The organism is Rhodococcus sp. BP22 (genome assembly GCF_014281965.1).
Classification (GTDB): domain Bacteria; phylum Actinomycetota; class Actinomycetes; order Mycobacteriales; family Mycobacteriaceae; genus Rhodococcoides.
Map to the genome: position 1 here is coordinate 409,737 of NZ_JACFTB010000006.1, position 22,296 is coordinate 432,032.

The following is a 22,296-nucleotide window of genomic DNA, read 5'->3' on the forward strand; positions in this document are numbered from 1 at the left end:
AATGACCCAGCATAGCGCGGAGGAGTGCTCGGCAGCACGCCGGTTTATCGGGCTACCGTTACCGACGTGGCTGATCAAACACCCGGAAACGGCACGACCCTTCTTCGTATCTCGCTGGCGATATTTGCGATCGGGTTGGTCGCGATAGTCGCCATCTTCGCGGTGCCTGCGCTTTCCGGCGACGACCCCCCGCTGTGGCTTTATCTGACCGCAATGATCTTCTCGCCCCTGGGCTTCGTGCTGGCGATAGTGTTTGCATTGCTGTCCGGCCGACGGGCGAGATAAACAGGGGGCACCACATGCGAGTCGTTCTCAACATCATCTGGTTGATCTTCGGCGGACTATGGCTGGCTATCGGCTATTTCGCGGCGGGCATCATCTGCTGCATCCTCATCATCACGATCCCGTTCGGTATTGCGTCGTTCCGCATCGGTGTCTACGCGCTGTGGCCGTTCGGCAAGACGATCGTCGACAGGCCGACATCGGGGGTCGCGTCGATAATCGGCAACGTCATCTGGCTCATCGTTGCCGGCATCTGGCTCGCCATAGCGCATGTGGTGTCGGCGATTGCGATGGCGATCACGATCATCGGAATTCCACTCGCCATCGCGAACCTCAAAATGGTCCCAATCTCACTCATGCCGCTCGGCAAGGACATCGTCGACTCCTGACACTCCAGCACCATTCCCGGATGGGTGTGACTTCTATCACATAACGGCCGGGTAACGGATGCGCAACTTCACGGGGTTCACTCGACGGCAACGCCGCTAGCTGCGCATTCGGCGGATGACGAAAACTGTGTTGGGCCGCACACCCGGACGACCCGAAAAAGCAAGAGTTACCAAATAGTGACACTCCGCGGGAATTTCAGTACCGTCGTCCACGGCTGAGAAACTTCGGCTGAATCCGGACCCGCAGCGCCAAACCTCGTCCCGCGGGAACGGACCCCCACAAGAACACCCAGGGGACGAGGACGGGGGACCCACACGTCCTCTCGGATAACCGGAAATTCACTACCTCGGCAGAGAATTTCCTTGGGGTGAAGCCCACGCACTTCCACTTGGAAGCGCTGGGCCGGGCTACCTCTCAGCCCGAACCCGACAGCTGACCTCGCAGGCGCCAGTGGAGAGGATTTCAACTCGTATGAGCGGACGTCATCGCAAGCCGACCACCACCGGCCGGACCGTAGCCAAGGTCGCCGTCACCGGCGCCATCATGGGCACAGCAGGCATGGCCTTCACCGGCACCGCCAGTGCAGCCCCCGATTCCGATTGGGACCGCCTCGCACAGTGCGAAGCAGGTGGTAACTGGGGCATCAACACCGGAAACGGATTCCAGGGTGGCCTGCAGTTCTCGCCGAGCACCTGGAGTTCACATGGCGGCGGGCAGTACGCCGCCACCGCGAACCAGGCCAGCCGCGAAGAGCAGATTGTCGTCGCCGAGAAGGTTCTCGCCTCGCAGGGTTGGGGCGCATGGCCCTCCTGCTCGTCGAGCCTGGGCCTGAGCAGTTCGCCCAGCGAACGCAGCGCGCCTGCATCCCCACAGTCCGCTCCCGAGGCCCCCAAGCTCCCCGACCTCACGAGCATCCCCACGATCGACGGCAGCGCCGAGGTAATCGACGGCATCACCAGCGCCGTTCAGACCGTCACGAACGATCCGGCGATCTCTTCGTTCATTCAGAACGCGACACAGGGCATCCAGCTCGACCCGCAGGTCGTCAATTTCTACCAGGCAAACAAGGCATTCCTGCCTCAGTAGAAACTCCACACCATAAAAAAGGGCCCCCGATCACTCGGGGGCCCTTTTTTATGGTCGGATTTAACGGTTGATGACGGTCACTGGATGGGCGTACAGCAGTTGGTCCACGGGCAACGGAAACTCGGTTTCCTCGCCGAACGGCGACAAGCTTCCCGAGCGCGAGGACGCCAATTCACTGACCGCATGGTCGCCGCGAGCGGTTTCCGGCCAGCCTGGATCTACGTAGGGCTTCTTCGACTTGTTCACCATGGGACCATTTTGACACCTGCGCTGCACCCAAAGCCAGTCCAGGTCTCTAATCTGGTAGTCGATGACCGATACTGCAGTGCCTCCAGACCTCGCAGCGTGGCTTTCTTCACGGACCGATAACGAGCTCGTCAGCATCCTCACGCTGCGACCCGACCTCACCGTGCCACCGCCGACGACCATCGGCGTACTCGCCGGACGGGCCGAACAGCGTGCCTCGATCCTGCGCTGCGCTGACGCACTCGACACGTTGGCGCTGACGATTCTGGAGATCCTTGCGCTCGAGGGTGCCCACGAAATGCCGGTCGACCGCGAGCGACTCGATGCTGCTGTCGGCAAGCGAGCCACCACCAAGGCCGTCGACAAAGCCCTCGGATTCCTGCGAGAACGGGCACTCGTCTGGGGAACGGACTCGATTCGGATGCCGCCGGCGGCGCGGGATGCGGTTCCGTGGCGAATAGGACGAATACTCGACCCGACCGACGACCTCACCCCCGAGCGGATCACCGAGGCGCTCGCTCGAATCGGGGAAGGTGAACGCACTCTGCTCATGACACTGGCCCGGTCATCACCGACAGGGCGCACCAGGGATGCTGCACCGGGCACGTCCGAGGACCGTCCCGTTCAGAAGCTACTGCGCGCCGGGCTGCTGATCTGGCTCGACGAACAGACGGTCGAACTCCCCCAGCAGGTCGGACAGGCCCTACGCGGCGAGCCGATTTTCGATCCGACGTCGCTGACGCCGCCGAAACGTGCCAGCACCAAATACCCCCTCACCGACGTCAATGCTGCCGCAGCGGGTGAGGCCCTGGAACTGATTCGGCATTGTGCCCTGATCATCGAAGCACTGTCGATCACGCCTGCCCCCGCGCTCAAAGCCGGTGGCCTGGGCGTACGTGAAGTCAAGCGCATCACCAAGGCAACCGGGCTCGACGAACACCGCGTCAGCCTGCTGTTGGAAGTGCTGGCGGCTGCATCGCTCATCACCAGCGGAACCCCCGATCCTCTGCCACCCAACGACTCGGGCGAGGACTACTGGGGTCCGACCCCAGCCGTCGAACCGTGGACCACCGCAACTCCGGCATCCCGATGGCATACCCTCGCGGCGGCATGGCTGGATCTACAGCGTGCGCCCTGGCTGATCGGGATGCGTGACCCCAACGACAAGCCGGTGGCCGCGTTGTCCGAGGAGGTGCGCTCCCCTGCTGCTCCACGCGACCGTCGAACGATTCTCGAGTTCCTCGCCGAACTGGGCCCGGGCAATGCCATCGCCGAAGGCGAGGTCTCGCGCGGCCTCGCCTGGCGTCGACCACGTGCCATGTCGCGATACGCGCTTCGGCCGGTATCGAAGATGATCGGCGAGGCGACGGCGATGGGCATCGTCGCCCGCGGGGCGCTGTCGACGCCGGGTAAGGCGCTCCTGCACGGCGGCGACGCCGAGGCCGCAATGCGTGGTGCGCTGCCCGAACCGATCGATTACGTCCTGATTCAGGCCGACCTCACGCTCGTCGCGCCCGGTCCCCTCGAGCCCGATCTCGAGCATCGGATCGAACTCGTCGCCGATGTCGAATCCGCAGGGGCTGCGACGGTCTACCGGATCACCGAGAACTCTCTTCGCCGGGCGCTCGACGTCGGTATGAGTGCGGCCGAGCTGCACGCATTGTTCGCCGCGCACTCCCGTACGCCGGTCCCCCAGGGATTGACCTACCTGATCGACGACGTCGCCCGCCGTCACGGCCGACTACGTGCGGGGGTCGCCGCGTCGTTCGTGCGATGTGAAGATCCGGCTCTGCTTGCCGAGGTCCTTACCTCTGCTGCTGCCGAACAGCTCGCGCTACGCGCTCTCGCACCGACGGTCGCGATCTCTCAGGCGCCGCTCAACGAAGTCATGAGAGCGCTCGACGCAGCAGGTTTTGCACCTGCAGGCGAAGATGCCAACGGCATCATTCTCGATCTGCGCTCACGCGGCGCACGAATTCCGCTGCACAGAGTTCGCTCTGCTTTCAGGCAGCCTGCCATCGCCACCGACGAGCAGCTCACCCGCCTCGTCTCGGAACTGCGAGCCGGCGATCGTGCATCTCGCGCGGGCGGGCGCCCGGTCCTTGCCGACGGGACGCGCGCCACCGGATCGGCGACGATGGCATTGCTACACACTGCACTGAAGGCTCGGCGAAGTGTGTCGATCGGGTATGTCGATGCGCAGGGGGTCGCATCGCAACGCATCGTCGATCCGGTCAATGTCGGGGGCGGCCAACTCGACGCGTATGTTTCGGCCACCGGTGAGGTCCGCCGGTTCACCTTGCACCGCATCACCTCGGTCGCACTGATCGACTAGGCGCCGAGCGCGGAGCATCACATGGCGCCGAGGGCGCTATATCAGGACAATGGAGAAGTTGCGCACTTTCTTCCATGCAACGCGAAGTTCTCTAGGAGGAACTGTGACCGACGGCCCCCTGATCGTCCAGTCCGACAAAACCCTGTTGCTCGAAGTCGATCACGAGCTCGCAGGTGCCGCTCGCGCCGCCATTGCTCCGTTCGCCGAACTCGAACGTGCTCCCGAACATATTCACACGTATCGGATCACTCCGCTTGCTCTGTGGAACGCGCGAGCCGCGGGCCATGATGCCGAACAGGTCGTCGACGCGCTCGTCAACTTCTCGCGTTACGCCGTTCCGCAGCCTTTGCTCGTCGACATCGTCGACACGATGGCGCGTTACGGTCGGTTGCAGTTGGTGAAGAGTCCTGTCCACGGACTTTCACTGATCAGCCTGGATCGCGCCGTGTTGACCGAGGTCATGCGGCACAAGAAGATCGCTCCGATGCTCGGTGCGATGGTCGACGAGGACACGGTTCTCGTCCATCCGAGCGAGCGTGGCCACCTCAAACAGCTGCTGCTGAAGATTGGCTGGCCCGCGGAGGACTTGGCCGGTTACGTCGACGGCGAGGCGCATCCCATCGAACTCGACACCGAGGGCGGTAAGTGGACGCTGCGCGATTATCAGGCGATGGCCGCCGATTCTTTCTGGGCGGGCGGCTCCGGCGTCGTAGTACTTCCGTGTGGTGCGGGTAAGACGATGGTGGGCGCCGCCGCGATGGCCAAAGCCAAGGCGACGACGCTCATTCTCGTCACCAATACCGTCGCCGGTCGCCAGTGGAAGCGTGAGCTGATCGCTCGCACTTCGCTGACCGAGGAAGAGATCGGTGAGTACTCCGGCGAGCGCAAAGAGATTCGTCCTGTGACGATCGCCACGTACCAGGTGATCACGCGTCGAACCAAGGGTGAGTACAAACACCTCGAACTGTTCGATTCCCGTGACTGGGGATTGGTGATCTACGACGAGGTCCACCTGCTACCCGCGCCGGTGTTCCGGATGACGGCGGATCTGCAATCACGTCGCCGTCTCGGCTTGACCGCAACGCTGGTGCGCGAGGACGGCCGCGAGGGCGATGTCTTCTCGCTCATCGGGCCGAAGAGGTACGACGCCCCGTGGAAGGACATCGAAGCGCAAGGGTGGATTGCGCCAGCCGAGTGCATCGAGGTCCGGGTGACGTTGACCGACGCCGAGCGCATGGCGTACGCGGTTGCCGAGCCCGAGGAACGGTACAAACTCTGTTCGACGGCCCACACCAAGGTGGCGGTCGTGAAGTCGATCCTCGCCAGGCACGAAGGTGCGCCGACCCTGGTGATCGGCGCCTACCTGGATCAGTTGAACGAGCTCGGCGAGGCACTGAACGCGCCGGTGATTCAAGGTTCGACGAAGAACAAGGAACGTGAGGTGCTGTTCGATGCCTTCCGAAAGGGCGAGATCCCGACCCTCGTGGTGAGCAAGGTCGCGAACTTCTCCATCGACCTACCGGAAGCATCTGTGGCAGTGCAGGTTTCCGGCACTTTCGGCTCACGCCAGGAGGAAGCACAGCGACTCGGACGTCTGCTGCGTCCGAAGCACGACGGCGGTCAGGCGCACTTCTACTCCGTCGTTTCACGGGACACGCTCGACGCCGAATATGCAGCACACCGGCAACGGTTTCTGGCAGAGCAGGGTTATGCGTACCGAATCACCGACGCAGACGACTTGCTCGGTCCTGCCATCTGATATTCGTGCTACTAATGAGCATGTGCGCCGTTTCCAGTTCCCTGTCGATGTAGCCCATGCCGCGTCGGTGAACGAGACGATGGCAGATGTTCGCAGGCTCAGAGTGTCTGCGATCGTCACGGCCGTCGTGTTGATCGCCGTCGCAGCATGGTTCTTCTGGATGGCTCATCCGTGGTCGTACATTCTGGGTGCGGTGTTTCTCATCGCTGCAGCGACCTCGCTGTGGGTCACGGTGTGGGCACCGCGAAAGGTGGGCGCAGTCGAGGACCTCTACGCGAAGGGTCAGCTGATTCCGGCTGTCATCGCCGAGACCCGTCCGCGCGGGGTCACCATTCTCGCTCTGCTCGACATCGCGAAGCCCGACGCCCAGACACGGCACTATGTGCTCGTGACCAGGAGCATCCGCGCCCTACCCGGCCATGAATTGGTCGAAGGGGAACTGGTTCCGTCGATCGCGGTGCTTGCCGACCGGACGACGAACACCACCGGCGACACCTGGCAGATGGTCTCCCCCATGCCCATTGCCTGGGGAACCACCGACGCGTCCGTCATCGAGCGAGCCACGGCGGCGATCACCGAACCCGAGTGGTCCTTACTGCTCGCGAACATCGGCCTGTCCGAGAAGGTGCGCGCGGCCGATAATCAGCAGCTTTTGGTCGATCCACACGACCTGCCCGAAGACCTTCGGTAAGTCGGACTCATGCGAGCGCTGGGATGACTTCACGCTCGAACAGTTCGATCCCGGAGCGATCGTAGGCAGCTTCGGGGAAGTAGAAGATGCCGTAGGACAGCCCCTTCGCCTTCAGTGCAGTCAGGTTCTCGACTATCTGTGCGGGCGTTCCGACGGCGGGCACATTGCGGAAATTTTCGAGAGCGGCTGCAGCTTTTTCTGCGCCGACATACTTTCCGAGCCGATCTTCGAGTTGCGTCAACCGATCCGCCACCTCCTTCTCGGTGGAACCGATAGCGACGTTGTAGTTCGCCGAACGGACGATCGAGTCGAAGTCGCGGCCCAACGCCGTGCAATGGCCTTCGAGCACGTCGGACTTGTGCGAGAACGCCTCCAGGCTGCCGTCGAAGTTCGTGTAATCGGCGTACTTCGCCGCGATCTTCAGGGTTACCTTTTCACCGCCGCCCGCGATCCATATCGGAATTCCACCGCTCTGCAACGGCTTCGGCCACACCCGCGCTTCGTCGACCCGGTAATACTTGCCATCCAGTGTCGCCGATCCGGTGGTCCAGGCCTGCCGAAGAATCTGGACGCCCTCGTCGAGACGGCCCAAACGTTCACGAGGCGGCGGGAATCCGTAACCGTATGCGCGCCACTCCTGCTCGTACCAACCGGCACCGATCCCCATCTCGACGCGACCTCCCGAGATCAGATCGACGGTGGCGGCGACCTTGGCCAGGTACGCAGGGTTGCGATAGGACATCGCAGTGCACATCTGGCCGAGCCGGATACGTGAGGTCGACGCAGCGATCGCGGACATGAGCGTCCACGCTTCGTGCGTGGCTTCCTCGGTGGGTTCGGGGACGGTGTGGAAGTGGTCGTACACCCACAACGATTCCCATGGTCCGGCGTCGGCTGCCGTAGCCAGATCGCGCATGACTCCCCACTGTGCGGAGGGTTCGATGCCGACCAGATCCAGTCGCCAGCCTTGAGGGATGAACAATCCGAATCGCATGCAATCGAGACTACCGTCGGCAGCTGCGGCAAAATCGGCTCACGCTCGCATGCTCGGCCTACACTTTTCTGATCATGAGCACTGATTCGCTCGCGGAGCACTTTCAGTCCCATCGCACCCATCTGTTGGCAGTCGGCTACCGGGTGACGGGCAGTGTCGCCGACGCCGAGGATGCGGTACAGGAAAGTTGGATCCGGCTCGCGTCGGCCGACGCCGAGTCCATCGAGGATCTTCGAGCCTGGCTCACCACGGTTGTGGCAAGGATCTGTCTGGACCGGCTGAAATCGGCGGCTGCGAGGCGGGAAACGTATGTTGGACAATGGCTTCCAGAGCCCATTGTCACCGCACGCGACGCCCGGGCCGGGACTACGTTGTCGGCCGATCCGCTCCAGATCGTCGTTCGCACCGAGGACACCAGGCTCGCCGCGCTGGTCGTCCTGGACTCGCTCACTCCCCCGCAGCGCGTCGCGTTCGTATTGCACGACGGCTTTTCCGTCCCCTTCGACGACGTCGCTTCCATTCTCGACGTGAGCACTGCTTCGGCTCGGCAACTGGCCTCGCGCGCACGCAAGCAGGTCGACTCAACACCTGCGCCCGTACCGGATGCCGAGCACGACGCGGCCGTGACTGCGTTGATGGCAGCGATGGCGACCGGTGACGTCGGCCGGGTCGCGCAGGCTTTGCACCCGCAATGCCGAATGATCGGAGACAGCGGCGGCACCACCCGCACGGCGTCGCAGGTGGTTCGCGGCCCCGACAAGTGCGCCCGATTCTTCCTCGGACTGGTGGCGATGTACGGCGAGAACACGCTCGGCTCGCTGGAACCGGCCTCGGTGAACGGCCAGCTCGGATACGTCTCGGCGGGTCTCGTCGGAGCACGAAGCTTCCCGGCTCGGGCCGGTGGGTTCACGGTGCGTGACGGATCGGTCTGGGCGTCCTACGATTTCGCCAATCCGGCCAAGCTTCGAGGCGTCACGGTGCCGCTGGACTTTCCCAGGGAACCCGGCACGCATCCGAGCTGAACCCCTGTTCGGTGATTCCGAGAGCCGAATTGATCCGGGCACGCATGTTCTCCAGGCCGATCTGATAGGTCAACTCGACGACGCCGGCGCGGCCGAACCGGTTTTCCAGGTCCGCGACCTGAGCGTCCGTCACTGCACTGGGGTCGGCTGTCATCACGTCGGCGTATGTGATCGCGGCTCGCTCGTCGTCGGTGTATTTCGGTGACGTCGTATAGTCGCCTATTTCTTGCAGCCGCTCGATATCGAGACCGTCGAGGCGTTGGGTCATCTTGCCGAAATCGACGCACCACGTGCAGCCGAGGGTCCACGCCACTCGGAAGACCGCGAGTTCACGGACACTCACCGGGAGCCGAGTCGAGGCTTTGTCTGCTGCGAGTTCCTGCGTCAGCGAAGCGAAGAACAACTTCGGATGGTGCGCGAACACGGCGAAGGGCTCAGGAACCTCACCGACCATCTTGGACGCGGCCCAATACGCCATTCGGACCAGTACGGGAGCGTCGGCCGGGGCTACCGGCGGGATTCTCGACATGTCGTTCTCCTTCTCGGGTGATGAGGTTCTTACCTCCTGGACGAGGCGCACCTACCGAATGTGACACCAGCTACGCTGCATGAATGCCCGCGGAGCACCGAAGCCGAACTGTCGAGCGTCTACGCCCCTTCGCGTCGACGATCTTCGCGGAGATGACAGCACTCGCCGTGGCCAGCGACGCGGTCAATCTAGGTCAAGGATTTCCCGACACCGACGGGCCGGCGTCCATGCTCGCGGCCGCTCGAGACGCTATCGCCGGCGGCCTGAATCAATACGCGCCAGGGTCGGGTATGCCGGTCCTTCGCGAGGCCATCGCCGCCGATCGCTCTCGCCGCTACGGCATCGATTACGACCCGTCCTGCGAGGTTCTCGTCACCGTCGGTGCAACCGAAGGTATCGCTGCAACGATCCTCGGGCTCGTCGAGCCCGGCGAAGAGGTCTTGCTGATCGAGCCCTTCTACGACTCGTATGCTGCTGCGATCGCGTTGGCGGGCGCCCGTCGGTCCACGGTCCCCCTCGTCGCCGACGGAACCGGTTTCGCCGTGGACCTCGATGCGCTCGAACGTGCGATCGGGGTGAACACCAGACTTCTCGTGGTCAATTCCCCACACAATCCGACCGGGATGGTGTTGACGCGTGACGAGCTGGTCCGGATCGCCGAGATCGCGTGCGAGCACGATGTGCTCGTCCTGACCGACGAGGTCTACGAACGCCTGGTCTTCGAGAATTCCGAGCATGTACCGATTGCATCGTTGCCCGGCATGTTCGAGCGAACCGTCACCGTCTCCAGTGCCGCAAAGACCTTCAACGCGACCGGTTGGAAGACTGGCTGGGCATTGGGCCCAGCCGAACTCATCGATGCCGTGCGCTCGGCCAAGCAGTTTTTGACGTTCGTCGGAGGAACCCCGTTCCAGCCTGCAGTAGCGCACGCACTCACCCATGAAGGCGCCTGGGTGGACCAACTCCGAGACTCACTGCACGCCAAACGGAACGTACTCTCCGCCGCGCTGACCAAAGCTGGTCTGGAGGTGAAGTCCAGTAGCGGAACATATTTCGTCTGTGCCGACGTGGCACCGCTCGCTGAGACCGACGCCCTGGAATTCTGTCGCACACTGCCCGCCAGAATCGGCGTAGCGGCGGTCCCCGTCACTGCGTTCGTCGATCATGCCGAGCCGTGGAAAACTTTGGTGCGCTTCGCCTTCTGCAAAAAAGACGACGTGCTGGCCGAAGCGTCCGACAGACTGCTGAGACTCTGACAACCACCATGACCGCCAGAACCATCCCCGTCGCTTTCGTCGTCAATGCCACTGCTCTCGCGGCGAGCAGCGGCGTCGATCTGTCGTATCCACTGTCCATCGCGGGGATCGGGCCGGAAACGTTGAAGGATCCGCGCGCACGACTCACCGCCGAACAGGTCACGCTGTTCACTCAGTCCGCATGGCAGATCACCGGTGACGAGCTGTTCGGATTAGCCTCGACGCCCATGCGACGCGGCAGTTTTCGCGTCATCTGCCAGACCCTCATACACAGTCCCGACCTCGCGTCGGCGTTGAACCGGATGACGGAAACCACGCGAGTGCTCTCGGGACTTCCACCGATGACGATCACTCGCGGTGAGAGCACAACGCGATTGACGATGCCGCCGGTGGACAACACTCATCTACCGGAGCAGGCCAGGGAGCGGGCCGGCCAATTGCTGACCGACTTTCGAATGTTGCTGGTACATCGCTTCGCCGCGTGGCTTATCGGTGGTCGGGTGAAGCTGCACTCGGTCGAACTGCCCTACGACATGCCAGACCCAGAAACCGCCAAGCTGTACGACCGAATGTTCGGCACCCGAGTGGCATTCGGCGCATCGATAGCAGTCCTCGAGTTCGACAATGCTGCGATGCGAGCGCCGATCGTGCAAACCGAGGCAAGCCTGACCGACTATTTGCGTGAGTCACCGAACTTGTTGTTCACTGCGCGCGACTATGACAGCACCGCATCATCACAAGTGCGGCGAGCACTCGAACTGGGGCTTCAGGGCCGCAGTCCATGTACCGACGAGATCGCCGCCAAGCTGACGGTCAGCACCGCGCACCTTCGCCGACTGTTGCGACAGGAGGGCACGTCGGTGAACCAGATTCGCGAGGAAGTACTACGCGACGCCGCCATCTCGGGGTTGAGTCGCGGGGATTCCGTCGACGACCTTTCTCATCAGCTCGGATTCTCGGAGCCGTCGGCCTTCCGACGGGCGTTCAAGCGGTGGACCGGGCAGACGCCGGGCGCGTATCGGTGAAGTACCTCTAACACAGGCAGAACTCGTTGCCCTCCGGGTCGGTCATCGTGATCCACGTGCTCGGACCGAGCTGACCGCGATAGGCGATCGATGCTCCGGCTTCGACGAGGCTTTGCGCTACCGCCTCGCGGTCGTCTCCGACCCTGATGTCGAAATGCAGCCGGTTCTTCACTGTTTTCGATTCCGGAACCCACTGGAACAACACGCGGGGCGGCGAAGAGCGTTCGGGGTCGACGATTGCCGCGCCGATCTTCCAGACGAGCCGACCTCGGAAGGTGAGCGTGTCGTCCTCGCTCGCACACGCGAGGACACGAGGGTGACACTGTTCGGTGGATCGACCGTTGGAACGTACGTTCGAATAGCGCTAAGATTTCGGTCATGAGCGTGGAACTGCAGGGGTCGCTGTTCACCGACGCCGACGAGGACTTCGGTCCACTCGGGTCCTCGATTACCCGGCGAACGCTCACGAACGGCGCATGGGTCGATGTCCGCCCCGGATGGGCGAGCACGACGGACTTGTTCGATCGACTCGTCACCGACGTCGACTGGCGTGCCGAGCGACGCCAGATGTACGACCGCGTGGTCGACGTGCCGCGCTTGGTGCGCTTCTACTCCGAACATGAGAGCTGGCCCGAGGCACGGTTACTCGAGGCCAAGTCGGCACTCGATGCGCACTATCGGGAAGAACTGGGCGAGCCCTTCGCCACCGCCGGATTGTGTTATTACCGGGATGGCTCCGACAGCGTCGCCTGGCACGGAGACAACCTCGGCCGCAGCGCCACCGAGGACACGATGGTTGCCATCGTGTCACTCGGTGCCACCCGCCAATTGATGTTGCGGCCACGCGGCGGTGGCGCATCGTTGAAGTTCACGCTCGGCCACGGCGATCTGATCGTCATGGGCGGTTCGTGCCAACGCACGTGGGAGCACGCCGTGCCCAAAAGCACCCGCGCCACCGGCCCTCGCGTCAGCGTGCAGTTCCGCCCGCGCGGCGTTCGGTGACTGCGGTTGCGAGTGCGTCGAGCTGTGCCGCAGTGGTGTCCCAGTCCAGGCACGCGTCGGTGATCGACTGACCGTAGGTCAATTCGTTCGCATGACCGAGGGTCAGATCCTGCCGGCCGGCTTCGATGAAGCTCTCCAACATGAGACCGACAATCCCCTGCTCGCCTGCTGCGACCCGTGCCGACACGTCCGTCACGACATCGACCTGCTTGTTGTGGTCCTTTCGGCTGTTGCCGTGGCTCGCGTCGATCACCACTCGCTCGGGAAGATTCGACTTCCTGAGCCGCGCGATGGTGTCGGCGACGGTCTCCGCGTCGTAGTTCGGACCGTCGGTGCCGCCGCGCAGGATCACATGGCAGTCGGGATTCCCGACGGTTCTGATCAACGCGGAATGACCGTCGAGATCCGTTCCGGGGAAGACATGGCTCGACGCCGCCGCCCGCGTTCCGTCGACGGCGACCTGAACATCGCCCTCGGTCGAATTCTTGATTCCGACGGGCATCGACAACGCGCTGCACAGTTGCCGGTGCACCTGGCTGGCGGCGGTTCTTGCACCGATGGCGCCGTAGCTGACCAGGTCCGCAATGTACTGAGGGGTGATGGGATCGAGGAATTCACATCCGACCGGAAGACCGAGGCTCGAGATGTCGACGAGCAACTGGCGGCCCACACGGAGGCCTTCGTTGATGTCGAAACTGCCGTCGAGATGCGGGTCGTTGATCAGGCCTTTCCAGCCGAGAGTGGTCCGCGGCTTTTCGAAGTACACACGCATGACGATGTGCAGGCGATCATCGAGTTCGGCCGCCTTCGCGGCCAATCTCCGGGCGTAATCCATCGCCGCGGTGGTGTCGTGCACCGAGCATGGTCCGACGACGACGATCAGCCGGTCGTCACGTCCGTCGAGGATGTCGACGACGCCGTCGCGACCGCGTCGCACCACGGCCGCAACGGCGTCGTCTGCCGCGTGCTCACGGCGAACGGTTCGCGGAGACAGAAGCGGACTGATACTGATCGTCCGTCGATCATCCAAAGCAGAATCGTTCAGAGCTGGGTCGATGGTGTTGATGTCGATGGTCATGAAGGAAGATCCTGTTCCCAGACCGACTCGTTCACGGTGATCCACGCGCACTGCGAGCCGGTCTGATTCCGGCTCGTGGGGTGGGGTGTCAGCGCATGGCGTCGCTGGCTGACCCACCCGGGGCCGGCCTGCTAAACCAAAAATACGTGCGCGTCATGGTTTCGAGAGTAGCAGCCCCTTCTCCGGAGGTGGCCGAGCGCCTATGCTCGTGCATGCAGTCGGTTCGCCCGCGGCCAAGAGGAGCCCCGAAGTCCGCAACGGCGACGCAAGAGGGAACCCGGTGAGAATCCGGGATTGTCCCGCAGCGGTATGCAGGAACGACCGCCGTCTATCAAGCACTGGAGAAGCCTCTCTGGGAAGCGACGGCCACTAGGAGCGATCTCGAGATCTCGTAAGAAGATCGCGCGCCTGCGAGTCCGAATACCTGCCTTCTGTGCTGCGCACGCCGTGCGTAGCGGTTCACCGCCCCGTGGAGTGGGCGAGTAGACCTGAAGTCTCGTCTTGGGCTCAGGCGTACTCGCGCGCACGGTGGTGTTCCACCCATCACGCCATGTATCTGGAGACACACGAAGTGACATTCGAATTCACCGCAACGGTTCTCGGTTCACCCCGAATCGGCCCGAAGCGCGAACTGAAGAAGGCTGTCGAGTCCTACTGGGCCGGAAAGATCGATGCCGCCGCGCTAGGCGCTGTCGCCAAGCACCTACGCGAGAACGACTGGCTTTCGCTGAAGACCGCGGGGCTCGACTCCGTGCCGATCAACACGTTCTCGTACTACGACCAGGTGCTCGACACCGCGGTCCTCCTCGGCGCGCTGCCCGAACGGGTAAGCGCCATCGAGGACGATCTCGATCGGTATTTCGCCGCCGCCCGTGGCAACGACACCGTGCAGCCCTTGGAAATGACCAAGTGGTTCGACACCAACTATCACTACCTCGTACCCGAGATTGCACCGAGCACAACGTTCACACTCCACCCGGAAAAGATTCTCGGCGAGCTGAACGAGGCGCTCGCACTGGACATTCCGGCCCGACCGGTGATAGTCGGTCCAGTCACATTTCTACTGCTCTCGAAATCTGTCGGCGGTGACGCTCCGCTGCTGGACCGTCTCGACGAAATCCTCCCGCTGTACGCGGATCTGTTGACACAGCTGTCCGACGCGGGTGCCGAATGGGTCCAGATCGACGAGCCTGCTCTCGTCGCGGATCGAACCGAAGCCGAACTCGCCGCTGCCGGACGCGCCTACGACTATCTCAGCGCCGTCGAGAGACGGCCGGCAATACTGCTGGCGTCGTACTTCGGGTACCTCGGTGACGCGCTGCCCGTACTCGCCTCGACCGGTATCGAGGGATTGTCGGTCGATCTCACCGCCCCGGGGACCGTCGAGCAGGTCGCTGCGGTGCCCGCTTTGGCGAGCAAGCTTCTCGTGGCAGGCATAGTCGACGGCCGCAATGTCTGGCGGACCGATCTGGACCGCGCTCTGGCCACGCTGGCGAGTTTGTTGGGCAGTGCTGGCGCGCTCGCCGTGTCGAGTTCCTGCTCGCTACTTCATGTTCCGTACACGCTCGACGCCGAGACGCAGATCGTGGATCCACTGCGGTCGTGGCTGGCATTCGGCGCAGAAAAGGTCGAGGAGGTGACCGTGCTCGCACGCGCACTCCGCGAGGGAACAGATTCTGTTGCAACCGAACTCACTGCTGCACGGGTCGCGGCGGAATCCCGTCGCACCGACCCCCGAGTGCACGACAATGCAGTTCGCACGCGACTCGAGGATGGTGTGAGAGTCGATCGCAGTCCCGCCGCCGAGCGTCGGGTGGCCCAAGCGGCTCGACTCGACCTCCCACCGCTCCCTACTACGACCATCGGTTCTTACCCGCAAACAACCCAGATCCGTCTCACCAGGGCCGAATTACGCAAGGGCGAGATCGACGACGCCGAGTACGTGCGTCGCATGCAAGCGGAGATCGCCGATGTCGTTGCACTGCAGGAGAAATTGGGCCTCGACGTTCTCGTACACGGCGAGCCGGAGCGCAACGACATGGTGCAGTACTTCGCGGAGCAGTTGAACGGCTTCGCGGCCACGGCCAACGGCTGGGTTCAGTCCTACGGTTCACGTTGCGTGCGTCCGCCGATCCTGTTCGGTGATGTGAGCCGGACCGGCGCAATGACCGTCGACTGGATCGCCTTTGCTCAGTCACTGACGGACAAGCCGGTCAAGGGCATGCTGACCGGCCCTGTGACGATCCTCGCGTGGTCGTTCGTTCGCGACGATCAACCGCTGGCCGACACCGCAGATCAGGTCGCACTGGCCATCCGCGACGAGACCGTCGACCTGCAATCGGCGGGAATTGCAATCATCCAGGTGGACGAACCTGCACTACGCGAACTACTTCCGTTGCGCGCCGAGGACAAGAAGGCATACCTGGAATGGGCTGTGCGTGCATTCAAGCTGTCGACGTCAGGGGTAGCGGATTCCACGCAGATCCACACGCACCTGTGCTACTCGGAGTTCGGCGAGGTGATCGATGCGATCGTCGCACTCGACGCCGATGTGACGTCGATCGAGGCCGCCCGCTCCCACATGGAAGTCCTCGACGATCTCAATGACGTCGGATTCGATCTCGGTGTAGGTCCGGGTGTGTACGACATCCATTCACCGCGGGTTCCGAGCGTTCAGGAGATCACTGCCTCTTTGCAGGCTGCACTGAAGGCCGTTCCAGCAGAGCGCCTGTGGGTCAATCCGGATTGCGGGCTGAAGACCAGAGGTAACGCCGAGGTCGAATCCTCGCTGCGCAATCTCGTAGAGGCCGCAGCTCTGGCACGCTAGTTCCGAACCCTGACTGCGCACTGTCTGGCTGGACCGGCGGGATTCCGTCGAAACTGCGAGATAGTGTGCAGTCGGTCGATATAGGTTGCGAACAACTTAAACGTGCGCTACCTTTGTGCACGTGACCAACGAACTCGCACTCGATCGCCAGGTGTGCTTTGCGTTGTACTCGGCATCGCGAGCCACCACTGCCGCCTACCGTCCCATCCTCGACAAACTCGGGATCACCTACCCGCAGTACCTGGTACTCCTGGTGCTGTGGGAAAAGGACGGGCGCGGCGTCCGTGACATCTGCACCGCCCTCGATCTCGACACCGGGACATTGTCCCCGCTGCTCAAACGGCTCGAAGGCCTCGGTTTCATCGAACGTCGACGCCTCACTTCGGACGAGCGACGAGTCGAGATCCACCTGACGGAAGCGGGCAGCGCGCTACGCAGCGAGGCAGCCGGCATACCGATGCAGCTCGCCGCGCAGACGGGCATGAGCGTCGACGAACTCACCAACCTCAAGAACGTGCTGGCCGCACTGGCCGAAGCACTCCACCAAGAAAAGGGATGACTGTGGCTACCATTTACACCGCTGAAGCATTGGCAACCGGCGAAGGCCGCAACGGCCGCGCTCGCAGCTCGGACGGTCGCCTCGACCTCGAACTTGCGATCCCCGAGGCCATGGGCGGCAACGGCCAGGGCACCAACCCCGAGCAACTGTTCGCTGCAGGTTACGCAGCCTGCTTCCACTCCGCCCTGCAGATGGTCGCCCGTCAGAGCAAGGCAGATGTGACGGACTCCGCTGTCGGTGCACAGGTCGGTATCGGCCCCAACGACGCAGGCGGATTCCAGCTCGAGGTGACGCTCGAGGTGACGCTACCGAATCTCCCCCACGACGAGGCTCAGGCACTAGCCGACCAAGCACACCTGGTCTGCCCATATTCCAACGCGACCCGCGGTAATATCGATGTGACCGTCACGGTCACCGAAGACTAGGAGATCCTGTTGCGCGCCAAGGAAATTCATCTCGCTTCACGTCCACACGGTGAGCCGACGCCGGAAAACTTCCGCACCGTCGAGATCGACCTTCCCGAACTTCAGGATGGTCAGATACTCGTCCGCAATATCGTCATGTCCGTCGACCCCTACATGCGCGGCCGGATGAACGACGTCAAGTCGTACGTTCCGCCGTTCCAGGTCGATGCACCGCTCGACGGCGGTGCCGTGGGCGAGGTAGTCGAAACCCGCAGTGACGCTTTCGCAGTCGGCGACGCCGTGCTGCACGGGAAGGGATGGCGGGACACTGCTGTCCTCGACGGTAGATCTGCCATGAAAGTCGACCTCGACAAGGGGTCCCCTTCTGCCTACCTCGGGGCTCTCGGCCTGACCGGGCTCACCGCCTATGTCGGGCTCACCGCGGTGGCACAGTTCAAGCCCGGCGACGTGGTGTTCGTCTCGGGTGCTGCGGGTGCCGTCGGTTCGCTGGTCGGCCAGATCGCCAAGGCAATGGGCGCGTCTCGCGTCATCGGTAGCGCAGGGTCCAAGGCCAAGGTTGCTCGGCTACTCGAGCTGGGCTTCGATGCCGCATTCGACTACCACGACGGTTCGGTGACGAAGCAACTCGCCGAGGCCGCTCCGGACGGAATCGATGTGTACTTCGACAACGTCGGCGGCGACCACCTCGAAGCTGCCATCGCGTCGATGAACAAGAACGGCCGAATTGCACTGTGCGGAGCAATCTCTCAGTACAACTCGACCGAAGCCACTCCTGCGCCTCGAAACTTGGCTCTGGCCATCGGCAAAGAACTGATGTTGAAGGGCTTCATCGCCGGCTCCTACCAGCATCTCGCCGGTGAGTTCAGCGAGAAGATGGCGACCTGGCTCGCCGACAACGTCATCGAGTGGGACGAAACCGTCGTCGAGGGTATCGACAACGCGCCGCAGGCATTCATCGGACTGCTCCGTGGCGAGAACACCGGAAAGATGATCGTCTCCATCTAGAACGCCCGAGGACAACTCTGCCGTCGCGTCTTCGATACAGCGCACGCGTTGCACCGACAGATCCGACGTTAGAGTTGTTCCATGGCCTCCGCACCGCTTCCCCTGCGTGACGGCCTCGGTCCCACCCGGATTCGAATGCCGGATACCGAGACCTTCCCCACCGTCGTGGACTATCTCGTCGATCGTTTCCCCCACGATGAGAGACGTCTGCGAGAAAAAGTCGCCGCACGGGAAGTGGTGGATGCGGCAGGAGTGCCCCTCGACCCGAGCTCACCGCTCGTTCCGCGCAGCGATATCTATCTCTATCGCGATCCACCGCTCGAACCCGTTGTGCCGTTTCCGATCGATATCCTCCACCACGACCGAGACCTGCTGGTCATCGACAAGCCGCACTTTCTGGCGACGATGCCCCGTGGGGCGTACATCGCCAGGTCCGCGCTCGTTCTACTGCGCCGAGAGCTGGGTCTATCCGACCTGAGCCCCGCCCATCGCCTCGACCGCCTGACCGCGGGAGTGCTGATCTTCACCGTCCGTCCCGAAGTTCGCCGTGCCTATCAGGAATTGTTCGCACAGCGGGTCGTGACGAAGGTCTACCACGCGGTGGCACGATTCGATCCGAAGCTCGAACTTCCGCGAACGCTGCGTAGCCGAATGATCAAGGTGCGCGGCGTACTTCGCGCCGAAGAAGTCCCTGGTGAACCGAATGCCGAAACGCACGTCGAGCTCACCGACCACGATCGCCATCACGGTCTCTACACTCTGCGACCCACCACCGGACGCACACACCAACTGCGCCTTCACATGAACTCGCTGGGAGTGCCGATTCTGGGTGACAACTTCTACCCCGACTTCTACGACGTCGCCGGTGACGACTATTCGAATCCGCTGCAGCTGCTGGCTCGATCGATCGAGTTCCGAGATCCGTTCACCGAGAAGATCCGAACTTTCGCCAGTACTCGCACACTCGAACTCCCTAGCGGGGCATAGAGAGAACATCTCCGTGTGCGGCATTCTCCTCGGCGATCTCCGCCGTCCGAACGCTGATTCGATGTGAAAACACAGCCAGCGCCAGCAATCCGATCGCGACGCTCGCCAACGCGCCGAATCCTTCCTGGGCAAAATCGACCAACGCGTTCAACAGCGTGAAGATCAAAGCCGCGATGCGAAGCATGTGCAGTGGCCACAATTTTCCTCGACGGAGCCGAATCGCCGACGGCAATGCAAGCGCAAAGGTCAGCACGGAGGACACGAACAGAATTCCGCTCGCTACCCCCATACCCTCGACCTCGATATTCATGTCACGGGTATCGAGATGGAGATTCCCGAGAACCAACTCGACGATCCCGAAGACCACACCCAGGAACGACACGAGGGTCATGCCCCACGCAAAAACGGACACCCATCGAGGGCTCTTGAAGAACTTCGGGATCAACCGAGGCGCGAACTGCTTGGCGTCGTACAGGCGTGCCGATCCGGTCCTGCAGTTCTCGAGCAGCAGTCGGAGCCCGGCGATGGTCGCGGCGTCCTCGCCCTCCGCCTCGGCCCGGTCGACCATCCGCAGAGCCCAAGCACGCCGGTGGTCCGGCAATCCGTGTGCGACGCCATGCGCGGCTATCAGTGCCGCATTGGCCAGCGTCTCCTGATGCGACGGACGTCGAATGTCGCGCACGATTCGATTACCCACGAGGACGACGACGACGAGCACATACATGATTTCCGAGGACGGGCCGTAGAAGTAGTCGTTGTCCTTCGTGACGAATTTGCCGACCTCGTCGAGGAACAGGCCGAATCCGATTCCGCCGATCAGGACGGCAATTGCGCGGACCGCGAACCCGATGAACATCCACCCGATCAACAGGGCGAACATCATCAGCGCGCCGCCGTACAACGCATGTGCGATGTGAAGGGTCTTACCGCCGACCTGTGGGTAGTTGGTCACCTCCAGATAAAGGCGGGTGAGCAGAATCGTCGCGATGGCGATGATCATGAAAGCCTCGGCCGTCGTCGAACCGTATGCGTCCCGCACGACACGCGAGCGGCGTAGAGGTACTTGCTGCGACGTAACGTCGGTGGTCACATCCACAGTATGTAGGTCGAGAGCACACTCGATCGCTACTTCGGCGATCGACTCACCCCGCGCGCCACCGTTTGACAAATCCGTTTGCTGAAACTGCAATAAGGGACATGGCCAGCCCTGAGGCGAACATCGACGACGTCATCGCAGCTGTGGGTCCCCGTTTGAAGCGACTACGCGGCGAACGTGGCACCACACTCGCCGCACTCGCCGAGACGACGGGAATCTCACTCAGCACACTCTCCCGACTCGAATCCGGCGACCGGAAACCGAGCCTGGAGCTACTCCTCCCGATCGCCCGGGCACACCAGATTCCCTTGGACGAACTCGTCAGCGCACCGCCCGTAGAGGATCCGCGGGTGCGCTCGGCGCCGATCCGACGCGAACATGTGACGATCCACCCCCTCACCCGACGACCCGGTGGGATGCAGGCGTACAAGCTCGTCGTCGATCCCGTGCGCACCGACCCTGATCCTCGCGTTCACGAGGGCTACGAATGGCTCTACGTTCTCAACGGCAGATTGAGATTAATTCTCGGCGAACACGACATCGTCATGAAGCCGGGCGAGGCCGCGGAATTCGATACGCGCGTGCCACATTGGTTCGGTGCGATCGACGATCGGCCAGTGGAAATACTCAGTCTCTTCGGCCCCCAGGGTGAACGTATCCACATTAGAGCCAGCCCGTCGTAAGACTTGAAGCTTGTCCGTGTGTACCCGTCGACTGGGTGTGGGAGAGTGGGCGCGTCTGCGCAATGGGCAGCAGAACCGAGCCAACTAATAAGGAACCGTTCATGATCGATAGAAGTCCCGACACAACGACGTCTCGGGGACCAGCTTCACGCACCGATCTCGACATCGCGACGGGTGTCCTCGTCGGCGTTCGCGGCGGAAGTGTCGCGCAGGCAGTGGAGGATCTGTTGGCGACAGCCCGAGACAATCGCGTCAGCCTGTTCGAACTGTCCCGCACGGTGATCACCATCGCCGAGGGCAGGGACGGCGGTGAACCGGAAACACGTCGGGTCGCTTTGGCCCGATGGGGAACTGCTCTCGCCACTCAGGAAGAACTGATCGGAAGCTAGCAACTGCGGCGAAGGCATGAAGAAGCGGTCAGCCGAACACGAGGGCCAGAATCACCGAAGCCGACGTCGCAGCAATTGCCAAGATGATCAACGATGCCACCACTCGCTGCCGAATCGGTCGACTTCGGTCGCGGTAGGCGCCGCTCGGGCCGGGCAGATCGTCGTCGAGAAAGTCGTCGGAATCGACGCCCACCTCGTCGAAGTAGACCGTGTCGCGAGGTGGAACCCACTGTTGGCCGTTCGCACGGATGGCCGAGGTCAAACGTTCGAGTCGAGCCTGCGCTGGGGCCGGGTAGTACTCGGACGGTGCGTTTATCGGTAGGCCTCGTGCCAGCGAGATCGGCGACCGGTAGCGCGCTTCCAACGCTGCGAACGCAGCTGATGCGGTGGGATCGCCGTCTGCTTTCGAGGTCAGAAACCAGGCGGCACCCGCTGCTGCGCGTTCGCCCATCAACAGATGGGTGTAGGCCAGTAGTTCCAGAATCGGCTGGGACGCGGGAGTCGTACGAAGAGCCGCATACAGTCGATCCCGAGCGTGCGCATTGTCCCCACGCGCAAGATCGCGCTGGGCTTCCTCGATCACATCCACAGGCCAAGCCTAGCGAGTTCGAGCCGGCGGGCACATCAGAG

The 22,296-nt window shown here is 62.8% G+C and carries 23 protein-coding genes, 1 pseudogene and 2 riboswitches; of the genes and pseudogenes, 17 read left to right on the top strand and 7 right to left on the bottom strand.

All coding sequences use genetic code 11. The annotated features are described in order from the left end of the window. The first annotated feature begins 66 nt into the window (after positions 1-66). The 3 genes from H2510_RS15810 (at position 67) to H2510_RS15820 (ending at position 1,758) form a co-directional block, all read left to right on the top strand. Positions 67-285, top strand: coding sequence for a hypothetical protein (locus tag H2510_RS15810; protein WP_186629224.1), 219 nt, complete (start codon positions 67-69; stop codon positions 283-285). A gap of 14 nt (positions 286-299) precedes the next feature. Continuing rightward, on the top strand, positions 300-671 hold the full coding sequence (locus H2510_RS15815; RefSeq protein WP_186629225.1) for a YccF domain-containing protein: 372 nt from the start codon (positions 300-302) through the stop codon (positions 669-671). 237 nt (positions 672-908) lie between these two features. Continuing rightward, a riboswitch (cyclic di-AMP (ydaO/yuaA leader) is annotated at positions 909-1,135 on the top strand. Between the two features lie 8 nt (positions 1,136-1,143). Next, positions 1,144-1,758, top strand: coding sequence for a transglycosylase family protein (locus H2510_RS15820; protein WP_186629227.1), 615 nt, complete (start codon positions 1,144-1,146; stop codon positions 1,756-1,758). A gap of 60 nt (positions 1,759-1,818) precedes the next feature. On the opposite strand, the gene H2510_RS15825 is transcribed toward H2510_RS15820, so the two are convergent. Continuing rightward, positions 1,819-2,007, bottom strand: a complete 189-nt coding sequence (locus tag H2510_RS15825) for a hypothetical protein (protein ID WP_084347541.1) — start codon at positions 2,005-2,007, stop codon at positions 1,819-1,821. A 61-nt stretch (positions 2,008-2,068) separates the two neighbouring features. Here H2510_RS15825 and H2510_RS15830 point away from each other — a divergent pair, with 61 nt between their 5' ends. The 3 genes from H2510_RS15830 (at position 2,069) to H2510_RS15840 (ending at position 6,789) form a co-directional block, all read left to right on the top strand. Beyond that, complete coding sequence (locus tag H2510_RS15830; RefSeq protein WP_186629228.1) at positions 2,069-4,339, top strand: helicase-associated domain-containing protein; 2,271 nt, start codon at positions 2,069-2,071, stop codon at positions 4,337-4,339. A 103-nt stretch (positions 4,340-4,442) separates the two neighbouring features. Continuing rightward, complete coding sequence (locus H2510_RS15835; protein ID WP_084348044.1) at positions 4,443-6,098, top strand: DNA repair helicase XPB; 1,656 nt, start codon at positions 4,443-4,445, stop codon at positions 6,096-6,098. A gap of 22 nt (positions 6,099-6,120) precedes the next feature. Then, positions 6,121-6,789, top strand: a complete 669-nt coding sequence (locus tag H2510_RS15840) for a DUF3239 domain-containing protein (RefSeq protein ID WP_186629230.1) — start codon at positions 6,121-6,123, stop codon at positions 6,787-6,789. Between the two features lie 7 nt (positions 6,790-6,796). Here H2510_RS15840 and H2510_RS15845 read toward each other — a convergent pair whose 3' ends face one another. Next, a complete protein-coding gene (locus H2510_RS15845; RefSeq protein ID WP_186629231.1) occupies positions 6,797-7,783 on the bottom strand; it encodes an LLM class F420-dependent oxidoreductase in 987 nt (328 codons plus the stop codon). Positions 7,784-7,857: 74 nt separating this feature from the next. Here H2510_RS15845 and H2510_RS15850 point away from each other — a divergent pair, with 74 nt between their 5' ends. Then, positions 7,858-8,805 carry a sigma-70 family RNA polymerase sigma factor gene (locus H2510_RS15850; RefSeq protein WP_186629232.1) on the top strand — a complete coding sequence of 316 codons (948 nt, stop codon included), beginning with the start codon at positions 7,858-7,860 and terminating at the stop codon, positions 8,803-8,805. Here H2510_RS15850 and H2510_RS15855 read toward each other — a convergent pair. Next, the gene (locus H2510_RS15855; protein WP_186629233.1) at positions 8,756-9,334 is read right to left on the bottom strand and encodes a carboxymuconolactone decarboxylase family protein; all 579 of its coding nucleotides are present in this window, start codon (positions 9,332-9,334) and stop codon (positions 8,756-8,758) included. The genes H2510_RS15850 and H2510_RS15855 overlap by 50 nt on opposite strands. Positions 9,335-9,417: 83 nt before the next feature. Between H2510_RS15855 and H2510_RS15860 the strand changes: the two genes are divergently transcribed. Continuing rightward, a complete protein-coding gene (locus H2510_RS15860) occupies positions 9,418-10,590 on the top strand; it encodes a pyridoxal phosphate-dependent aminotransferase (RefSeq protein WP_186629235.1) in 1,173 nt (390 codons plus the stop codon). Positions 10,591-10,598: 8 nt separating this feature from the next. Continuing rightward, entirely contained in the window at positions 10,599-11,615 is a 1,017-nt protein-coding gene (locus tag H2510_RS15865) for an AraC family transcriptional regulator (protein WP_186629237.1), read from the top strand. 7 nt (positions 11,616-11,622) lie between these two features. Here H2510_RS15865 and H2510_RS15870 read toward each other — a convergent pair. After that, positions 11,623-11,913, bottom strand: a pseudogene (locus H2510_RS15870) (VOC family protein); the annotation flags it as partial. Between the two features lie 80 nt (positions 11,914-11,993). Here H2510_RS15870 and H2510_RS15875 point away from each other — a divergent pair. Continuing rightward, a complete protein-coding gene (locus tag H2510_RS15875; RefSeq protein WP_186629238.1) occupies positions 11,994-12,617 on the top strand; it encodes an alpha-ketoglutarate-dependent dioxygenase AlkB in 624 nt (207 codons plus the stop codon). Here H2510_RS15875 and H2510_RS15880 read toward each other — a convergent pair. Further along, positions 12,583-13,695 (bottom strand): 3-deoxy-7-phosphoheptulonate synthase, encoded by a 1,113-nt coding sequence (locus tag H2510_RS15880; RefSeq protein ID WP_186629239.1) that lies wholly within the window; start codon positions 13,693-13,695, stop codon positions 12,583-12,585. The two genes, H2510_RS15875 and H2510_RS15880, sit on opposite strands and share 35 nt — an antisense overlap. A 232-nt stretch (positions 13,696-13,927) precedes the next feature. Then, positions 13,928-14,142, top strand: a riboswitch (cobalamin riboswitch). Positions 14,143-14,266: 124 nt separating this feature from the next. On the opposite strand from H2510_RS15880, the gene metE reads away from it, so the two are divergent. The 5 genes from metE to H2510_RS15905 all read left to right on the top strand — a co-directional run bounded on the left by metE (position 14,267) and on the right by H2510_RS15905 (position 19,498). Next, positions 14,267-16,522, top strand: a complete 2,256-nt coding sequence (gene metE / locus H2510_RS15885; RefSeq protein WP_186629240.1) for a 5-methyltetrahydropteroyltriglutamate--homocysteine S-methyltransferase — start codon at positions 14,267-14,269, stop codon at positions 16,520-16,522. Between the two features lie 121 nt (positions 16,523-16,643). Then, entirely contained in the window at positions 16,644-17,081 is a 438-nt protein-coding gene (locus tag H2510_RS15890; RefSeq protein WP_186629241.1) for a MarR family winged helix-turn-helix transcriptional regulator, read from the top strand. A gap of 2 nt (positions 17,082-17,083) precedes the next feature. Then, entirely contained in the window at positions 17,084-17,506 is a 423-nt protein-coding gene (locus H2510_RS15895) for an organic hydroperoxide resistance protein (protein ID WP_186629242.1), read from the top strand. Between the two features lie 6 nt (positions 17,507-17,512). Beyond that, the gene (locus H2510_RS15900) at positions 17,513-18,511 is read left to right on the top strand and encodes an NADP-dependent oxidoreductase (protein ID WP_397517372.1); all 999 of its coding nucleotides are present in this window, start codon (positions 17,513-17,515) and stop codon (positions 18,509-18,511) included. A gap of 81 nt (positions 18,512-18,592) precedes the next feature. Then, on the top strand, positions 18,593-19,498 hold the full coding sequence (locus H2510_RS15905) for a pseudouridine synthase (protein WP_186629244.1): 906 nt from the start codon (positions 18,593-18,595) through the stop codon (positions 19,496-19,498). Here H2510_RS15905 and H2510_RS15910 read toward each other — a convergent pair. Beyond that, positions 19,485-20,498 (bottom strand): hypothetical protein, encoded by a 1,014-nt coding sequence (locus H2510_RS15910; RefSeq protein WP_261392976.1) that lies wholly within the window; start codon positions 20,496-20,498, stop codon positions 19,485-19,487. The genes H2510_RS15905 and H2510_RS15910 overlap by 14 nt on opposite strands. A 197-nt stretch (positions 20,499-20,695) precedes the next feature. Here H2510_RS15910 and H2510_RS15915 point away from each other — a divergent pair, with 197 nt between their 5' ends. Both H2510_RS15915 and H2510_RS15920 read left to right on the top strand, forming a co-directional pair. Next, the gene (locus H2510_RS15915) at positions 20,696-21,277 is read left to right on the top strand and encodes a helix-turn-helix domain-containing protein (protein ID WP_186629248.1); all 582 of its coding nucleotides are present in this window, start codon (positions 20,696-20,698) and stop codon (positions 21,275-21,277) included. A 101-nt stretch (positions 21,278-21,378) separates the two neighbouring features. Then, a complete protein-coding gene (locus tag H2510_RS15920) occupies positions 21,379-21,666 on the top strand; it encodes an ANTAR domain-containing protein (protein WP_186629249.1) in 288 nt (95 codons plus the stop codon). Positions 21,667-21,694: 28 nt separating this feature from the next. On the opposite strand, the gene H2510_RS15925 is transcribed toward H2510_RS15920, so the two are convergent. Further along, on the bottom strand, positions 21,695-22,255 hold the full coding sequence (locus H2510_RS15925; protein WP_186629251.1) for a DUF6584 family protein: 561 nt from the start codon (positions 22,253-22,255) through the stop codon (positions 21,695-21,697). Positions 22,256-22,296 lie beyond the last annotated feature (41 nt).

Excerpts from the sequence above, each read along its gene's own strand:
- H2510_RS15815 (WP_186629225.1), top strand. The coding sequence starts at position 300 with ATGCGAGTCGTTCTCAACATCATCTGGTTGATCTTCGGCGGACTATGG.
- H2510_RS15820 (WP_186629227.1), top strand. The coding sequence starts at position 1,144 with ATGAGCGGACGTCATCGCAAGCCGACCACCACCGGCCGGACCGTAGCC.
- H2510_RS15825 (WP_084347541.1), bottom strand. The coding sequence starts at position 2,007 with ATGGTGAACAAGTCGAAGAAGCCCTACGTAGATCCAGGCTGGCCGGAA.
- H2510_RS15830 (WP_186629228.1), top strand. The coding sequence starts at position 2,069 with ATGACCGATACTGCAGTGCCTCCAGACCTCGCAGCGTGGCTTTCTTCA.
- H2510_RS15845 (WP_186629231.1), bottom strand. The coding sequence starts at position 7,783 with ATGCGATTCGGATTGTTCATCCCTCAAGGCTGGCGACTGGATCTGGTC.
- H2510_RS15850 (WP_186629232.1), top strand. The coding sequence starts at position 7,858 with ATGAGCACTGATTCGCTCGCGGAGCACTTTCAGTCCCATCGCACCCAT.
- H2510_RS15855 (WP_186629233.1), bottom strand. The coding sequence starts at position 9,334 with ATGTCGAGAATCCCGCCGGTAGCCCCGGCCGACGCTCCCGTACTGGTC.
- H2510_RS15860 (WP_186629235.1), top strand. The coding sequence starts at position 9,418 with ATGCCCGCGGAGCACCGAAGCCGAACTGTCGAGCGTCTACGCCCCTTC.
- H2510_RS15865 (WP_186629237.1), top strand. The coding sequence starts at position 10,599 with ATGACCGCCAGAACCATCCCCGTCGCTTTCGTCGTCAATGCCACTGCT.
- H2510_RS15875 (WP_186629238.1), top strand. The coding sequence starts at position 11,994 with ATGAGCGTGGAACTGCAGGGGTCGCTGTTCACCGACGCCGACGAGGAC.
- H2510_RS15880 (WP_186629239.1), bottom strand. The coding sequence starts at position 13,695 with ATGACCATCGACATCAACACCATCGACCCAGCTCTGAACGATTCTGCT.
- H2510_RS15905 (WP_186629244.1), top strand. The coding sequence starts at position 18,593 with ATGGCCTCCGCACCGCTTCCCCTGCGTGACGGCCTCGGTCCCACCCGG.
- H2510_RS15910 (WP_261392976.1), bottom strand. The coding sequence starts at position 20,498 with ATGATCATCGCCATCGCGACGATTCTGCTCACCCGCCTTTATCTGGAG.
- H2510_RS15915 (WP_186629248.1), top strand. The coding sequence starts at position 20,696 with ATGGCCAGCCCTGAGGCGAACATCGACGACGTCATCGCAGCTGTGGGT.
- H2510_RS15920 (WP_186629249.1), top strand. The coding sequence starts at position 21,379 with ATGATCGATAGAAGTCCCGACACAACGACGTCTCGGGGACCAGCTTCA.